Raw genomic sequence first — 15,346 nt, 5'->3', positions numbered from 1 at the left:
GTAATTACTCCCTCGCTTTAAGAGTTAAATAGCTTGCCACAGTGTCAAAACCAATTCTCTCTACTGTTTTAGCAAAGCGTTCGCCTTTGAGCCCATTTTCTCTATAATACTCCATAGCCTTGTCAATAACCTCTAGGGCCTCATCAATAGAATATAAACCCGGTAATTCTTTACCAATGAACTGTTCTTTGGCAAACATTCCTCCGATGAAAATAGCAACTTGACCCGGCTTACGCCCTAGCAGGCCGATACAGCCAATCTGGGGCTTAGAGCAGCCGTTTCTGCATCCGCTTATCGTAACACGAAATTTGTTGGGCAAAGTAACATCATATTTTCCGCGATAAAACTTTTCATTAATTTGCCGAGCAACTTCTTCGGTATTAAAAAGGCTGACCTGACATACATCTCCTTTACAGGTAAGAGCAGGTCTGGCCCTCATTCCAGTGCTTCCGCTGGATAAACCCGCTTCCTTAAGTTCTCTAGCGACACTTTCCAGATCCTGATACTTCAGCCAAGGAATCTCTACATTTAAGCGCTGAGTTAGAGTAAAGTAACCTCTGCCATATTTCTCGCATATATCTGTAATCTTACGAGATTCCTGTGCAGTTAATCTCCCTGCTTCAATCATAACTCTGCAAGAGAAATGGATGCCGTCTTTATAGGAGATAAATCCTCGACCTTTTAATACCTTCTTATCGTCGTCAGTTAATGTCATTTTAATACCCGGTTAAAATAACTTGGAAAATTCTAACCTTCTCCTCTCACACTTTTTCTTACCCAAGTTTCTGAAATCATTATTACAATCCATTGATATCCAGAGGAAATCCATTTTCTATACCCTGAAAAAATTTTTCAAGAGCTTCATAACTCTGAGCCCCATGGATAGCACGTCCATCGACTATGAAACAAGGAACACTTTGAATTCCAAGCTGCATAGCTTCTTCAACATCTTGGCTCACAGCTTCTTTATATCGTCTCCCGACAAGAACTTCTCTAAACTCTTGTTTGTCCAATCCTATCTGTTCAGCCAACTCTGTTAAAACTTGTAAATCATTAATATCTTTTTGTTCTTGAAATTGGGCAGCGAAGACAGCATCATGATATGCGTTGCCATACCCTTTTTCTTCTGCATACTTAGAACCTTCTAAAGCTAATCTTGAATGTTTGCTCTTTTCATTAAAGGTCATATAGAGTCCGTGCTTTTTCCCTAATGCTTCAAGGCCCTTTTTCGCCTTCTTTACATATTCCGGAGATTTTTCGGGAAGTTCAATATCCTCCGGCCTCAACTCATAAGCCTTCCACTCAATGCTTAGATTTTTGTCCTTGGCCAACTGGTCAAGGGGGACTTTCCCTATCATACAAAAAGGTCACAAAAAATCCGAGAAAACAATTATCTTATTTGTCATGATTACAGCTCTTCATAGAAGGGCAATTGTTCACCTCTGATAGAAGCTAATCTCCATAAATAATCATTGCCATTAGTTTCTCTCTTATCTTCCTCAAACCCTTTGCTTTTCAAAAGATTCAGAGTGCTGCGATTAGCGGCATATCCTGATAAGTACTTAGCTCCTTGCTTTTTAGCAAATTTTCTCAAGTTATTGAGCACAGTATCAATAACTCCTTCACTCAAAAGATCATAGTCCTCATTTTTAACTAATACAATATCATTAATGAATACTTCTTGTTTGTTGAGTTTTGATATATGCAAGCTAATAATGGGTTCTTCATAACCTAATGTATCCACCCACATTATCTGCGGCAATTCTACACCCAGTAATGCAGCAAGCTCCGGACTATTGCTATGATTACTGTAATATTCCTGCAAAAGCTCCACAAGCCTCTGATTATAGGCCCTTGCCTGAACAGAAATATTATATTGTCCCGGATACTGCAGCCTTATCTCATCATCACGCAGCACCTTTATGCCAGGATCCTTGCCGATTTCAGCAGCCAATTCTTTAATAGGAAAAAGACTATTAATATCTTCCTCAGAGAGGTTCCACTGTTCAGAGTAAATGCGCTGTGCTTTAAGTACCATCTTGTAATCTCACGCCTTTCTTGAGCTATATTAATTTTAAATTTTTTCCAAATGAGGCAAACCACTTTGAACTTCCATATTCATAATAATACCGTATTTATGATCAAACTCCAACTTACCCTAAGAAAAAGGAGGAAAGTCCAACTTTCCTCCTCAGAGATTCAAGGATTACAATTAACCCAATAAGCCGTTCCAAACCGGAAGTGCTGCAAAAACTATCAAACATCTCAAGGTCAATCCACCAATTAGAACTGCTCCGTCACAAACCAAAGAGATCCATTGGCCTTTAACCCTATCCACTCTATGGGGCGGCCCATCAGAAGCAAAGCTTTGAGAGCGGGATTGAAGAACATAAAATGCCAAGGGTCCAATTAAACCTATGAAAACGAGTAATGCCCAAAAAGGTAAGGAAAGAGATTGCATCAGCAGTAAGTTTGCAGATAATTTCGCAGCCCCTTGCCCACCCGAATAGATAAGGGCAAAGAAAGCCGCCAGGAAAATAATTTCAAGGCTAACTAACCAGAGATGAACTTTGGAAACAAACACTTCATGTGTATGGTGTTTCTCGAAGAAATGTGCAAGTAACAAAGTTAAGGATAAACCTGTCGAAAGGGCTGACACTACGAAGATGACAGGCATTAGATAGGAATTCCAGAAAGGAACCCCTTGTACTACTGCTAAAAGCATTCCAGTATAAGCTGCCGTCGCTACGGCCAGAACAGCACCCACTAATGATAAAGCACCAGGAGTTTGTTTCTTTTTCCAGACAAAGTAGGCTTTAATAAATCCGATCAGAATGAAGGCAGAGAGAATATAAATTCCCCAAGTCATAACTGACCTAAAATTCGAAAACATGTTAAGAATCAGCCAGGGTTTTCTTAACCCTTGTCCCAAATCCGTGACTAATAATAAAGCACCAAACGCTACAAGGGGTGAAGAAACATAATAACCCACCCTTTTTAAATCAGTAGCCTTACCTAGCAGACCTTTTTCCGCCGCAAACGAAGTCAGATAAGCGCCGGCACCAAGACCTCCTAAAAAAAGGTATATAGCAATGAGCCAACCCCAATGTCCCATTAAATAATCCTCCTCTCTTTATTGTTCCTTGGGTATTACAACCATGGAGGGATTCGTGATCTTAGGATCAGGAAGCCCTTTAACATTTAGATTTCCTTTTTTAGATAATTCCTTCATATCTCCCATTGTCAAAGCCTGAGTAGGGCAAATCCCTACGCATTTAGGACTTGACCCTGCATCCTGCAGCTGGTAACAAAAAGAGCATTTTGAGACTGCACCTGTCATTTTCTGAATATGGGGTGCATGATAAGGACAGGCATAGAGACAATATCCGCATCCAACACATTTGTTGGAATCATGAACGACAATACCGTCACTTTTCCTTTTCGTATAGGCTTTAACCGGACAAACTTTGGCGCAAGCAGGATCAGCACAATGATTGCAGCTCATGGATAAAGCATCACCTTTGTCGTTCTGAAGAAGCCGTCTCCAAGGATTTTCTGTCTCCCACTGGTAAGTTTCTTGACAAATCCTCACACATGATTGACAACGGATACACTTGCCCTCATCATAACAAAAACCAATTTGTTTACTGGTTTTCCCTTCAGAGTTTGAGGCAACCGTTTCTTCTTCAGCCTGCAATATTTTAACAGGCATAAAACCGATTGCAGCTACTGTTCCGAGTAAAACTCCGCCTTTTATCAAGCTGCGTCGGGATAACGTTACTCGTTTATTTTGAGACATCTTGTTACAGCTCCTTTCGCAATCTACCGCAACTTGCGTATCTGCAAGCGTGAAAATAAATAGACAAAAAATCCCTCATTCTACGATAATCTAACATAATGTGACAAAGTTCTCAATGGTATATTTTTCAATTAAGCTGATAACAAGGCTTATTTATGTATTAAAAAAAACCAGCAACAAACATTAACACAACTTGTCTGTTACTGGTTGATAACATATTTAAAATTTTAAACAACTCTAATCGTTTTTTTAATAAATATTAGAGTTAATCCATTTCAAGCCATTGATACATAACAAAAGCGTCTACAAACCCTTTTTTCTGATGATTAAAGGCCTTAAGCAGAGTTCCAACGATGCTGAACCCGCACTTCTTCCATAATTCTACAGCTATATGATTAGTACTGACGACACAATTATATTGCATTCCCTTAAAGCCATAACCTCGAGCTTCATTTAAAGAATGCAAACACATCTGTCTGCCTATTCCTTTCCCTCTTGCCTCATCTCTTACTGCATAACCAGCGTTGCAGACGTGTGCTCCAAGAGTTGGTTGATTAGGTTTCAGATAATAAGTTCCCATAATACGATGGTTTTCCACTGCCACAAACGTAACAAGGGGTACTTCCATCCAAATACTGAAAGCTTCTTCCTTAGAAATATTGGGTGAGAAAGTATACGTATCCCCTTTAGAAAACACCTCGTGTAAAATCGACCAAATTTCCTCAAAATCCTCTTTTTCAGCTTTTCTTATCTCCATAATTCTAATACTACCATCCTTTACGGCTACGCCAGAATTCTGGTTGGACCAATACCAACAAGGTGAAAAGCTCCAATCGACCAAGGAGCATACAAATAATCAGAACACACTCTCCAAAAGCATTAATAGAAGAAAAGGTAGTTGTAGGTCCAACTACTCCAAAGCCCGGTCCCACATTTCCCAAAGTTACAACAACAGCACTCATTGCATCAAGGGGTTCCAGCCCTGTTGCGGCAAGGAGAAATGAGGCAAATGCAAAAATAGACAAAAAGAGAAAGAAGAAGACCGATATTGTATTGAGCATAACCGGATCTACCGTTCGTTTTGCAAAGCGTACATTAATAACCGCTTTGGGATGGATTGCCCTTCTCAGTTCTGCCCAACTGTGTTTGAAAAGAAGAATGATCCTGGATACTTTTATTCCCCCTGCTGTCGAACCCGCGCTGCCGCCAATAAACATAAGACACAGAAGGACAATCTTGCAAACAGCGGGCCACTTATCAAAATCTGCCGAAGCAAAGCCTGTCGTAGTCATAATGGAAACAACCTGAAAAAGCGCCTGACGCAGAGAATTTCCACCTTCTACGCCCATACTCCGCCACAAACTAAAAGCAATGATGAGGGTCGACACTGCAATAATCAACAAATAGAACTGGAATTCCAAATCTTTGATAATTTTCATAAACCCTGAACGCCATGCTTGAAAATAAAGGCCAAAATTTCCTCCTGCTATGATCATAAAAATGATAATTATAAGTTCTATCCCGACATTGTCGTAGTAAGCAATACTCGTATTTTTCGTTGAAAATCCACCAGTAGCCATGGTTGCAAAAGAGTGGTTGACAGCATCGAACCAATTCATACCCACTATAATTAAAAGAATTATCTGCACAACTGTAAAACCAAAATAGATTTGCCAAAGTTTTAGTGCATTATCACGAATTCTGGGAAGAACCCTTTCAGAAGTCGGACCGGGAACCTCAGCATTAAAGAGATGAACGGCACCGGTCATGTTGGGTAAAAACACGATAAACAAAACGATAATTCCCATACCTCCGAGCCAATGAGTTAGGCTGCGCCAAAGAAGAACACTTTTAGGCAGGCTTTCAACTGCGTCAATAACACTTGCTCCAGTGGTCGTGAAACCGGAAACGGCTTCAAATACTCCATCCAGATAGGTGGGCACAGCCCCGCTTAAAGCATAAGGCAAGGCTCCGATCAAAGCTGTCAATAACCATGCCCCGGCAACCACAACGAACCCTTCTCGAACACCCATACGACCTTCTTTTTGGCCAAAGGTTTTTAAAACAAGTCCTGTAAAAACAGACACAATTAGGGACAGCGCAAAAGAGAACATACTCTCTTCCTGATAAATAACCGCCACAACAAAAGGAATTCCCATAAATCCAGTATAAGCAATCATCAAACGTCCAAGAATATTTGCTACAAATGAATAGTTCACTAAAAAAACCCGCCTTAAAAAATTTTGCTGATTTTTTTGATAAGATTTGGAAGGGTGAAAATCACTACGCGATCACCGACGTGAAGGATCGTGTTGCCGTCTGGAATGATGAGCTCATTTCCTCTTAGAAGAGCACCGATTAAAATATTATCCGGTATTTTAGTATCTTTAAGCTTACGGCCAATAATTGAAGACTTGCTGGAAACAACAATTTCCATTGCCTCTGCTTTTGCACCTTCTAATAGAGATACTGAAACCACTCCACCTTGACGAACTTGACGCAAAATGACTCCCGCAGTTAAGAGCCTTGGCGACAGAATTACGTCAACTCCCACTTTACCCATGAGGGACATATATTCTGAACGTCCAACACGTACAATGGTTTTTTGAGTTCCCAAATCTTTAGCAAGAAGAGCCAGCAACAAATTCAGTTTGTCGTCACTGGTCAGACAAACCACTGCATCAGAATTCCCAACCCCCTCTTCGATCAAAAGGTCTATGTCTGTACCATCACCACAGAGTACAAGACCCTTATCAATGGTCTTAGCCAATTCACTGCAGCGCTCTCGACTTTTTTCTATGACTTTGATGGATATGCCAACATGATCCAAAATTCTTGCCAAGTGTCTGCCGATACGCCCGGCACCAATGATCATAACTCTTTGAATCTTGGTCTTTCTCTCGGAGAACTCTTCACTAAACTTTTCGATAGCAGCTTGGGCACCGACAAAAAATACACTGTCCTGAGGCAACAAGCAATCCGTACCCTTAGGAATGATCATGCGGTTCTGGCGAAGAATACCTACAACAAGCACTCGATCAGGGAGCGTTAAGCGTTTTAGAGGAATATTAACATAAGGCGACTCTTCCCGAACGCGTACTTCTAGTAAGCGTACCATACCATCGCCAAAATCTTCAACATCTAGTGCTGCCGGGGTAAGAAGAATTCGACTAATTTCAATAGCAGTTACCATTTCCGGATTAATCGTTAAATCTATGCCTAAAGCTCGATTAAATTCAAGCTGATTTTTCCCTGCATAGTCCTGATTCCTAACGCGAGCAATCGTTCGAGATATACCTGCTTGCTTGGCGGCCATACAGGCAATCATATTGACTTCATCTCGATCCGTAACTGCCACCATGAGATCCGCCTTTAACAAACCAAATTCGGCGAGAAATTGCGGGCTAGCTCCATTTCCGCTAATCGTCATTACATCCAAACTGTTTTGGACGATAAGGCGGCGCTCTTCATCCTGCTCAATAACGGTAATTTCATGCCCCTCTTCCGACAATCGCTGAGCTAAGCTAAATCCTACTTTTCCTGCACCAACAATGACAATACGCATAAACGATGTTTTTCTCCTTCCCATTACCCAAATAACGGCCCAATAGGAACCTATCAACTGCTATTCGGCAAGATATCGCAAAATCCCTTTATTTCAACTGTATTGAGAGCAAATCCGGACATATAAGCAACATTTTCTCCTTCTTTAGGAAAAAGAATTCTTTCAGAGGATTAATACAATATACTTTGGCTGAATTGTTAAAGTGAATAACCGCCAATTCCAATTATGTGATAAACTATTTCAATCAGTAATCTCAAAGGCGGGAAATAACATGCTTATCGGAGCACGCACTCTTAAAACCGGGCTTGCCGTCACAGCCACACTTTTTATCTGTAAAATGTTTTCTATAGAACCTGCATCCTTTGCAGCCATGTCAGCCGTCGTAAACATGCAGCCTTCAGTAAGTAAATCTTTAAATAATGCCTGGCAACAGATTGGAGTCCATTTGCTCGCTGTGGTCTTTTCTTTAATGATTGGTTTACTCTTCGGTACTAATCCTCTCTTGATTGGTATAACTGCTATTCTTCTGATCCTAGTTTGTAACTGGATCGGATGGTCAAGCGGAATCGTTATGGGAATCGTCTCAATAATTTTCATTCTTGATTCTCCCAAAGATACCTTCCTTACTCACGCCTTATCTCGATCTCTGAGTATTTTTGTCGGCCTGGGCATAGCTTTGGTAATCAACCGAATTTTGGCTCCGCCGAGATACAAGTCCAAATTTATTAATTCCCTTACAACTCTCGTTCTTGTTACCTCGAATTACTTCTTAGAAAGCCTTCATGCCTTCATTCATGCTGGAAGTCTGACTTATTATCAACAAAAAGATTCTGAAAAGCAAAAAGCCCTCCTTGATGAGGTGAATAACCTATATGAACATGCCCGAGAAGAACTGACTCCGAAAGATCATCCCCTTTTTATTGAACGATTATTAGAAATTTGCCGGGGGTTTATCGAACGAGGAGAAACCATTAATCAGATGACAGAACAAAGGGTCACAAGAAGGAGAGAATCTTATTCTCCAACTGAGTTGCAAGAAATAACATCTGAATTCAAAGAAATTCTAGGTGTTATGGCCATTGGCTATGATAAGCTTACTGAACTTATCAATTCTCTCACAACCGGAATCACTGAAAAACAAAGTATGGGGTCCTATGAGGAAGATATCCTCTATTGGGAGATGTTCGACCAAGCCATTAATAATTGGAATAGCAAAGTATACGGGGTCTTTTATTTGCGGGCCTTAATGGAGGTATCAGTGGTGGCCACCGAACTTCGTTGGGCTGGTCGCCGTACTAAAAGTTTGCTTAATATGCTCCACCAGGAATACGCTAAGGCCAGACACTCCCATTAAAACGGTTTGCCCTATGTGTGACATACAAATAACAAATGCCAGCGATTATTCGCCGGCATTTTTATTGTGCCCAGTGATACTCTGTAAAAGGATCTTCTTCTAGGGGATTATCGCTGTACTTGTATAAATCCCCATTCGGCACATAATAGCCTGTATCCGATGAGATCAGAAAAGAGGGCTTCTTAGAAATTTCAACAGGCGTATTTAATGGAACTAATGCATACAGCTCCTCCATATCCGAATTTTTTAAACGTATACAACCGTGAGAGATATTTTTGCCAATCTCTGCAGGATGATTGGTTCCATGGATTGCATAATTCAGATTTGATAATTCCATTGCCCTCGTCCCGTAAACATTATCTTTAGGAGGTACGTAATTATCCGGATTCATAATTTTTCGGGATATTAACAGAGTTCCTTCAGGAGTGGCATCATCTTTACCAAGAGAAGCCTCATACTTACGAATGATTCTATTTTCGGATACTAGGGATAAGGTATTGTTTGTCTTATTAATAGAAATTGCCAAGGGCTGAAACGGAATATCTTCAGCATAGGAAAGGTTAGGCATTAAACTATCTTTGACTAGGGAAATCAAATCCTTTTCAGGAGTAGATTCTTTAAAGGAAAAAAGCCACCCCCCATCTTTTGTGGGAAAGGCTGTAACTGTATTTTTTAAATAAAAAGGTTCCTTAGGCAATTCACTTAAATAATTATTGGGGTAAGACTGGCAGAGCAGTTCTAAATTAGTGGGCAGGTGCCCATTCTTTTTAGCAAATTGGTATAAAGCACTTCTTATTACAGTTGTGGCCTCCCATAATTGAAGCTCTTGGTTACTCATCATTTCCATAGAATTGTCAGGATAAATAAAGACCTGAATCGGCTTATCCCCCCCTTCCCAAATTGCCATTCCAAGTTCTTGTTTCTTTTCATCAAAGGCTAGTACTTGTTTTGCAGATTGTGGCTCCTTTTCATAATCTGCCTTCAGCTTCATAATAAGAGCATTTACAATATTCTCTTTACTCTTCTCCCCTTCAGCAATAATAACCACTGATTGGTTGTTTAGTGCATCCAAAGATTGCTCAGGTTGATGATCAATTACTTCGTAAGGAAGTAAGTAAGCATAATGATGGTTTGTGACGAATGACTTTTGAAAATGGAGCAAACTTCCGACAATAATGCTGATGAGAATTGCCACAACCAATAAAAGTATTATTTGCTTTTTAGAAAAGGTTGATGGTTCGTTAAGTTTGGCAATTTTGTTCTTATCGGCTTGTATGTCCTGTTCCAATCTCAAAAGTTCAAGTCTTGCGGGAATATATCCTTTTCTGAACGAACGCCGAACAAAGTCTAACGCTTGAGCTATTGTTTTGTGGTACATAACCAAATACTTTTCAGATTTTGTAACATAGAATTTTTCTAAATAGTTTCGGGCTTCTCGTTTAAAATCTAATCCCAAGTGAAATAACGCTTCTTCATTTTCTGATTGCCTTTGCAACAGCTTCTTCCAAAATAAAGGATCATTTTTAGATAAGTAGTAACCATTGTTTAGATGAACTAAATTAGCTTTTAATTTTGAAGCTGATTGAGTATTCAATTTTACCTCATTCCTTTGATTAACAATTAGTCCTTCCAATCTATGGTATTCTCAACCTTGTACAATTAGACGTAGTATTATCAATAAATAAGTAGCATTCAAGCTAATAATGTAATAAAATTAAATAGCTAAAGCCTTAAGATTTCAATTGTAATTATCGGTATTTTGGTTAAAGGGGTAACGTATGAAGTTAAAAGGATTTATATTTGACCTGGACGGTACATTAATCAATTCTTTGCCGATTGTTCGCACCAGTTTAAGTAATACACTGCTGAAATTCACCGGACGTGAATATTCGGCCAATGAATTATCTTCTTTATTCGGACCATCAGAAGATGGTATTTTCAAGAAGCTTTTTCCGGATTCGTGGCAAGAAAGCTTGCAGTTTTATTTAGACGAATACAACCGGCTGCATGTAGATAGCCCTGATCCATTTCCCGGCATCATTGACGCCTTAACTCATCTGCAGGAACGAAATATAAAGCTGGCACTTGTCTCCGGAAAAGGTGCCGGAAGCATGGAAATATCCCTAAGGCATTCAGGAATTAAACGTTTTTTCGAAGTAATTATCACCGGCTCTGAACACCAAGCCAGTAAACCTCAACATATTGTTCAAATACTTAAACATTGGAATTTCAAACCTGAGGAAACAGCTTATGTGGGTGACATTGCTTATGATGTCTGGGCCGCTAAGGAAGCAGGCGTATGGTCAATCAGCGCGCTATGGGCTGAAACAGCACAGGTTCAGAAAGTTCTTGCAATGAATCCAGCCTTTGCCTTTGAAAATGTAGAATCGTTTATTGACTGGATCAGAAAAACCATTTAAAAAGAGGCGGCAAAACAAGGCCGTCTCTTTCAAATCAACGTGTATAACACCCAGTACCCTTCGAATCTGCTAAATAATTACTACAAAAGATCAATTTCTCAAAGTCGTAGCTACAATTAAGTTCAGAATTGTGTTATTGTTGATCATAGGTGACTGTGACACAAAGGAGGAATATAAATGCTTGAGCTTCAGCAAGTTTCTTTGGAAGTAGAAGGAGATAAAAGCTTTGAAATTCTGAAGAATATTAATTTGAAATTCTATGAAAAAAAAATATACGTAGTCACGGGTCCAAATGGGGGCGGAAAATCTTCTCTGGCTAAAATTATTATGGGTGTTTACAATCCTACCTCAGGTAAAATTCAACTGGACGGTCAAGATATAACACCTTTAAATATTACGGAGAGAGCCCGGATGGGTATTGGATATGCTTTCCAAAACCCTCCGCGTTTCAAAGGCCTTAAAGTGAAGGATCTTTTACGAATGGCTGCCTCCCATAACCCTGAAAAAATTAATATTTGCGATCTATTGTATGATGTTGGATTGTGTGCCCAAGATTATCTTAATCGCGATGTAGATGTCAGTCTCTCCGGTGGGGAAATGAAAAGAATCGAAATTGCAACGGTATTGGCCCGAAATCTAAAGGTAGCGGTTTTCGACGAACCTGAAGCCGGGATAGACTTATGGAGCTTTCAAAAGTTAGCCGAAACCTTCAGAGATATCCACGTGAAATATGATACAACCATTGTAATTATTTCTCACCAGGAACGAATCATGGAACTTGCTGATGAAATAATCATCATGTCCAACGGAATGATCAGCGCACAATCCGAACGAGATATCATTCTTGCTGGGATCATGAACAACGCTGCTTGTGCATGTAGTACTAAATGTGTAAAAGGGGTTGGTCAAAGTGCTGAATGCCTTGGATAAGTTGATGCTTGAGAAAGTGGCCGATCTCCATGAGATTCCACAGGGTGCCTTTAACATACGAAAAAATGGAGCTGGAGTCCAGCGCAACACTACTGCTAATATTGACATCGTCACTAAGACAGACGGTTCCGGAATTGACGTTATCATTAAACCTTATACCAAAGGAGAAAGCGTCCATATTCCGGTTATTGTGACAGAAGAAAATATCAATGATGTTGTCTACAATACCTTCGAAGTTGGGGAATATTCGGATGTTTTAATTGTCGCCGGATGCGGCATCCATAACTCCGGACACCGCAAATCTCAGCATGACGGTATACACACCTTCTACGTTCGAAAAGGAGCCAAGCTCAAATATGTTGAAAAACACTATGGGCAAGGCGACGGTTCCGGCGAGCGGGTTCTAAATCCCAAGACCATTATAGAAGTAGAAGAAGGCGCTGTCGTTGAACTGGAATTAATTCAAATTAAAGGAATTGATCAAACAAAACGAGATACTGAAATCCGTTTAATGGACAACGCCAAGCTTGTTGTTACTGAACGGCTGCTTACTTATAAGGAACAAGAAGCAGAATCCAATATTATTGTCGAGCTATTAGGTGTAGACTCCTCTGCCCAAATTATCTCTCGTTCAGTTGCTCAAGGGGATTCCAAGCAACTATTTAACTTTGATCTTGTCGGGCGAAATAAAGGCCGTGGCCATATACAATGTGATGCTATCATTATGCATAATGCCCAGGTTGTTTCTATCCCCAGAGTTTCCGCCCATCACAGTGAAGCACAGCTCGTCCATGAGGCTGCAATTGGCAGAATAGAGTCTGAACAATTAATCAAACTTATGTCTCTCGGATTCTCGGAACAGGAAGCTGAAAATATAATTCTTGATGGATTTCTTAAATAAGATCGATTATAATAAACACAATACATTTAAAAAGGAGGCTAGGATTTATGTACAAAAGAATATTAGTACCCACAGACGGCTCAGGCCCATCACGTCAGGCTCTTAAGGCTGCCTTGGAGCTGGCCGGAAAATTTGATTCTGAAGTGGAACTTTTCCATGTAACTCCGGACCAAGAGTCCTACTACGGCTACCAAATGGGATTTAACAATATCATCAGCCAAGAGGAAATCGAGAAGAACGGTGAAATGGCTCTGGAAGTAACTCTTAAAGACATTGATATAAGTGGCGTGCGTTTCTCAAAGAAATATATATCCGGACAAGCAGCCAGCGGCATCTTGGACGAAGTCAGACGAGAATTTGATTTAGTAGTCATGGGAACCGTTGGTCACGGAGCTCTGACAGGCGCAATTTTAGGAAGTGTTACACAACGTGTTCTAGCTCAAGCTCAATGCCCAGTACTTATTGTTAAGTAACCCTTCACGGCTGCATTCAATAAAAAATTCCCTGCCAAAAATGGCTAGCGTTATGAACGCTAGTCATTTTCTTAATCTTCAACCTTAATACGATAGTTCCCAATTAGGTCGAGCTATTGGCTAATTTGTATAAAGCCTCATCAGTCACTCGATAGACAGTCCACTCATCCATGGGGACAGCGCCCATCTTCTTATAAAATTTAATGGACGGCTCATTCCAGTCTAAACACCACCACTCTAATCTGCCGCAATTTCTCTCAATTGTTAATCTGGCAAGATACGAAAGGATAATCTTGCCAAATCCATGCCCCCTCATATCAGGCTTTACAAATAAATCCTCTAAATAAATTCCGCTTTTACCTAAAAAGGTTGAATAGTTGTGGAAAAACAGGGCAAAGGCCACAGGTTTAGCATGATATTCCCCTATAATAACTTCTGCAACTTTATTATTAAAAAGCGATTCTCTCAGTTCATCTTCTGTTGCCCGAACTTGGGGCAGCATGTTTTCATAGTCCGCCAATTCTTTAATAAAATCCAGAATTAAGGAAACATCTTCAACCTCAGCAAATCGCAGTTGAAAACCCGGCAAACTTGTCTCAATGAACTTTTTCATAGTCTCTCTCCTTATTATCCTTTATAGTTTGAGCCAAATATTGACATACGGGAACAAATAGACTTAAATGATGAGTAGTCACTTTTGAATCTTGAGGGGGTTAATTAGTGAGGTATCTTAATTTATTACTATTGGTAATTCCAGTCAGCATCTTTCTGCATCTCTTAAACTATTCACCGGTGTTACTGTTTCTTTCAGCCTGTTTAAGCATAATTCCTCTTTCCGGCTATATGGGTAAAGCTACAGAAGAAATCGCCATCTATGTTGGTCCGAGAGCGGGAGGTCTGCTCAATGCGACCTTTGGTAATGCTGCCGAACTAATTATCACTTTTTTTGCTCTTAAGGCCGGACTTGTTGAAGTGGTTAAAGCTTCCATCACTGGATCTATCATAGGCAATCTTTTGCTTGTCTTAGGATTGAGTATGCTTATCGGAGGTTTTAAATTTAAGTCCCAGAAATTTAATCGTGCTGCTGCCGGAATGCATACATCCATGCTTCTGCTCGCGGTAACTGGATTAATCATTCCAGCCGTCTTTCTCCATACCCACGCCAATCCTGCTGCTGAGCCATTAAGTCTTGGCGTTGCCGGAATTTTGATCATAGTCTATATCCTTAGTTTAATTTTCTCGCTTCATACCCACAAAGATGTTTTTCGCCCCAGCCAAGAAAGTTCCGATTCTCCTAAATGGTCCAAGCTTAAAACAATGACCATTCTGCTGATCGCTACCCTTTTTGTCGTTATCGAGAGTGAATTCTTGGTCGAAGGCATTGATCCTGTCGTCAACACTCTTGGTATCAGCGAGCTTTTTATCGGAGTTATTGTTATTCCTATTATCGGTAACGCTGCTGAGCATTCTACAAGCATTCTAATGGCCCTAAAGAACAAGATGGATATCAGCCTTGAAATCGCTATCGGCTCAAGCACCCAAATAGCACTCTTTGTCGCCCCGCTGCTCGTTTTTGTTGGTTATATAATAGGTCAGCCTCTTGACTTATTATTTACCAGCTATGAACTGATTGTTATTATCATGGGTACCGTAAGTACTGCCGTTATAAGCTTGGACGGCCGTTCCAACTGGCTGGAAGGGGCGCAGTTATTAGGAGCATACCTGATTATGGCTTTAGCCTTCATCTTTGTATAGAGGGTTACTTCCACCTTCATAAACTAAATTCCTGCCCAATAATTATCTGAAAAATTGGCTACAGAAGGAATCCGATAGCAAGTATTTCTAAAGCCAAAAGATGGCTGAAAAGGACTATAGAGCTGAGGTGCTGCCTCAACTCCATAGCC

General features: G+C 40.3%; 16 protein-coding genes. 6 read left to right on the top strand and 10 right to left on the bottom strand.

Going from position 1 to position 15,346, the window contains the following annotated elements; translation table 11 throughout:
• Positions 1-4: 4 nt before the first annotated feature.
• From DESOR_RS03905 to trkA, 8 genes are all read right to left on the bottom strand, one after another.
• Positions 5-715 carry a sulfite reductase subunit beta gene (locus DESOR_RS03905; RefSeq protein ID WP_014183307.1) on the bottom strand — a complete coding sequence of 237 codons (711 nt, stop codon included), beginning with the start codon at positions 713-715 and terminating at the stop codon, positions 5-7.
• A gap of 82 nt (positions 716-797) precedes the next feature.
• Positions 798-1,406 (bottom strand): DsbA family oxidoreductase, encoded by a 609-nt coding sequence (locus DESOR_RS03900; RefSeq protein ID WP_081468467.1) that lies wholly within the window; start codon positions 1,404-1,406, stop codon positions 798-800.
• Between the two features lie 2 nt (positions 1,407-1,408).
• Entirely contained in the window at positions 1,409-2,038 is a 630-nt protein-coding gene (locus tag DESOR_RS03895; protein ID WP_014183305.1) for a hypothetical protein, read from the bottom strand.
• Positions 2,039-2,212: 174 nt separating this feature from the next.
• Positions 2,213-3,115 (bottom strand): NrfD/PsrC family molybdoenzyme membrane anchor subunit, encoded by a 903-nt coding sequence (nrfD, locus tag DESOR_RS03890; RefSeq protein WP_014183304.1) that lies wholly within the window; start codon positions 3,113-3,115, stop codon positions 2,213-2,215.
• An 18-nt stretch (positions 3,116-3,133) separates the two neighbouring features.
• Positions 3,134-3,799, bottom strand: a complete 666-nt coding sequence (locus DESOR_RS03885; protein ID WP_014183303.1) for a 4Fe-4S dicluster domain-containing protein — start codon at positions 3,797-3,799, stop codon at positions 3,134-3,136.
• A gap of 265 nt (positions 3,800-4,064) precedes the next feature.
• Positions 4,065-4,556 (bottom strand): GNAT family N-acetyltransferase, encoded by a 492-nt coding sequence (locus tag DESOR_RS03880; protein ID WP_014183302.1) that lies wholly within the window; start codon positions 4,554-4,556, stop codon positions 4,065-4,067.
• A gap of 10 nt (positions 4,557-4,566) precedes the next feature.
• Positions 4,567-6,018, bottom strand: coding sequence for a TrkH family potassium uptake protein (locus tag DESOR_RS03875; protein ID WP_014183301.1), 1,452 nt, complete (start codon positions 6,016-6,018; stop codon positions 4,567-4,569).
• A 14-nt stretch (positions 6,019-6,032) separates the two neighbouring features.
• A complete protein-coding gene (trkA, locus tag DESOR_RS03870; RefSeq protein WP_014183300.1) occupies positions 6,033-7,364 on the bottom strand; it encodes a Trk system potassium transporter TrkA in 1,332 nt (443 codons plus the stop codon).
• Between the two features lie 271 nt (positions 7,365-7,635).
• Here trkA and DESOR_RS03865 point away from each other — a divergent pair, with 271 nt between their 5' ends.
• Positions 7,636-8,718 carry an FUSC family protein gene (locus tag DESOR_RS03865; RefSeq protein ID WP_014183299.1) on the top strand — a complete coding sequence of 361 codons (1,083 nt, stop codon included), beginning with the start codon at positions 7,636-7,638 and terminating at the stop codon, positions 8,716-8,718.
• Between the two features lie 61 nt (positions 8,719-8,779).
• Here the strand turns inward: DESOR_RS03865 and DESOR_RS30095 are convergent, their stop codons facing one another.
• On the bottom strand, positions 8,780-10,312 hold the full coding sequence (locus tag DESOR_RS30095) for a L,D-transpeptidase (RefSeq protein ID WP_014183298.1): 1,533 nt from the start codon (positions 10,310-10,312) through the stop codon (positions 8,780-8,782).
• A gap of 184 nt (positions 10,313-10,496) precedes the next feature.
• On the opposite strand from DESOR_RS30095, the gene DESOR_RS03855 reads away from it, so the two are divergent.
• The 4 genes from DESOR_RS03855 to DESOR_RS03840 all read left to right on the top strand — a co-directional run bounded on the left by DESOR_RS03855 (position 10,497) and on the right by DESOR_RS03840 (position 13,442).
• Positions 10,497-11,138, top strand: a complete 642-nt coding sequence (locus DESOR_RS03855) for an HAD family hydrolase (protein ID WP_014183297.1) — start codon at positions 10,497-10,499, stop codon at positions 11,136-11,138.
• Positions 11,139-11,315: 177 nt separating this feature from the next.
• Positions 11,316-12,068, top strand: a complete 753-nt coding sequence (locus DESOR_RS03850) for an ABC transporter ATP-binding protein (protein ID WP_014183296.1) — start codon at positions 11,316-11,318, stop codon at positions 12,066-12,068.
• Positions 12,049-12,969 (top strand): SufB/SufD family protein, encoded by a 921-nt coding sequence (locus tag DESOR_RS03845; protein ID WP_014183295.1) that lies wholly within the window; start codon positions 12,049-12,051, stop codon positions 12,967-12,969. The genes DESOR_RS03850 and DESOR_RS03845 overlap by 20 nt, the downstream gene beginning before the upstream one ends.
• Before the next feature lie 47 nt (positions 12,970-13,016).
• On the top strand, positions 13,017-13,442 hold the full coding sequence (locus DESOR_RS03840) for a universal stress protein (protein ID WP_014183294.1): 426 nt from the start codon (positions 13,017-13,019) through the stop codon (positions 13,440-13,442).
• 103 nt (positions 13,443-13,545) lie between these two features.
• Here the strand turns inward: DESOR_RS03840 and DESOR_RS03835 are convergent, their stop codons facing one another.
• Positions 13,546-14,055 (bottom strand): GNAT family N-acetyltransferase, encoded by a 510-nt coding sequence (locus DESOR_RS03835; RefSeq protein ID WP_014183293.1) that lies wholly within the window; start codon positions 14,053-14,055, stop codon positions 13,546-13,548.
• 107 nt (positions 14,056-14,162) lie between these two features.
• On the opposite strand from DESOR_RS03835, the gene cax reads away from it, so the two are divergent.
• Positions 14,163-15,197 carry a calcium/proton exchanger gene (gene cax, locus DESOR_RS03830; protein ID WP_014183292.1) on the top strand — a complete coding sequence of 345 codons (1,035 nt, stop codon included), beginning with the start codon at positions 14,163-14,165 and terminating at the stop codon, positions 15,195-15,197.
• The last annotated feature ends 149 nt before the right edge of the window (positions 15,198-15,346 follow it).

The sequence above is a fragment of the Desulfosporosinus orientis DSM 765 genome (genome assembly GCF_000235605.1).
Classification (GTDB): Bacteria; Bacillota; Desulfitobacteriia; order Desulfitobacteriales; family Desulfitobacteriaceae; genus Desulfosporosinus; species Desulfosporosinus orientis.
The sequence above is the reverse complement of the archived record's forward strand: the minus strand, read 5'-3'. Positions and strand labels throughout refer to the sequence as shown.

Excerpts from the sequence above, each read along its gene's own strand:
- DESOR_RS03885 (WP_014183303.1), bottom strand. The coding sequence starts at position 3,799 with ATGTCTCAAAATAAACGAGTAACGTTATCCCGACGCAGCTTGATAAAA.
- DESOR_RS03905 (WP_014183307.1), bottom strand. The coding sequence starts at position 715 with ATGACATTAACTGACGACGATAAGAAGGTATTAAAAGGTCGAGGATTT.
- trkA (WP_014183300.1), bottom strand. The coding sequence starts at position 7,364 with ATGCGTATTGTCATTGTTGGTGCAGGAAAAGTAGGATTTAGCTTAGCT.
- nrfD (WP_014183304.1), bottom strand. The coding sequence starts at position 3,115 with ATGGGACATTGGGGTTGGCTCATTGCTATATACCTTTTTTTAGGAGGT.
- DESOR_RS03835 (WP_014183293.1), bottom strand. The coding sequence starts at position 14,055 with ATGAAAAAGTTCATTGAGACAAGTTTGCCGGGTTTTCAACTGCGATTT.
- DESOR_RS03855 (WP_014183297.1), top strand. The coding sequence starts at position 10,497 with ATGAAGTTAAAAGGATTTATATTTGACCTGGACGGTACATTAATCAAT.
- DESOR_RS03840 (WP_014183294.1), top strand. The coding sequence starts at position 13,017 with ATGTACAAAAGAATATTAGTACCCACAGACGGCTCAGGCCCATCACGT.
- DESOR_RS03895 (WP_014183305.1), bottom strand. The coding sequence starts at position 2,038 with ATGGTACTTAAAGCACAGCGCATTTACTCTGAACAGTGGAACCTCTCT.
- DESOR_RS03880 (WP_014183302.1), bottom strand. The coding sequence starts at position 4,556 with ATGGAGATAAGAAAAGCTGAAAAAGAGGATTTTGAGGAAATTTGGTCG.
- DESOR_RS03850 (WP_014183296.1), top strand. The coding sequence starts at position 11,316 with ATGCTTGAGCTTCAGCAAGTTTCTTTGGAAGTAGAAGGAGATAAAAGC.
- DESOR_RS03865 (WP_014183299.1), top strand. The coding sequence starts at position 7,636 with ATGCTTATCGGAGCACGCACTCTTAAAACCGGGCTTGCCGTCACAGCC.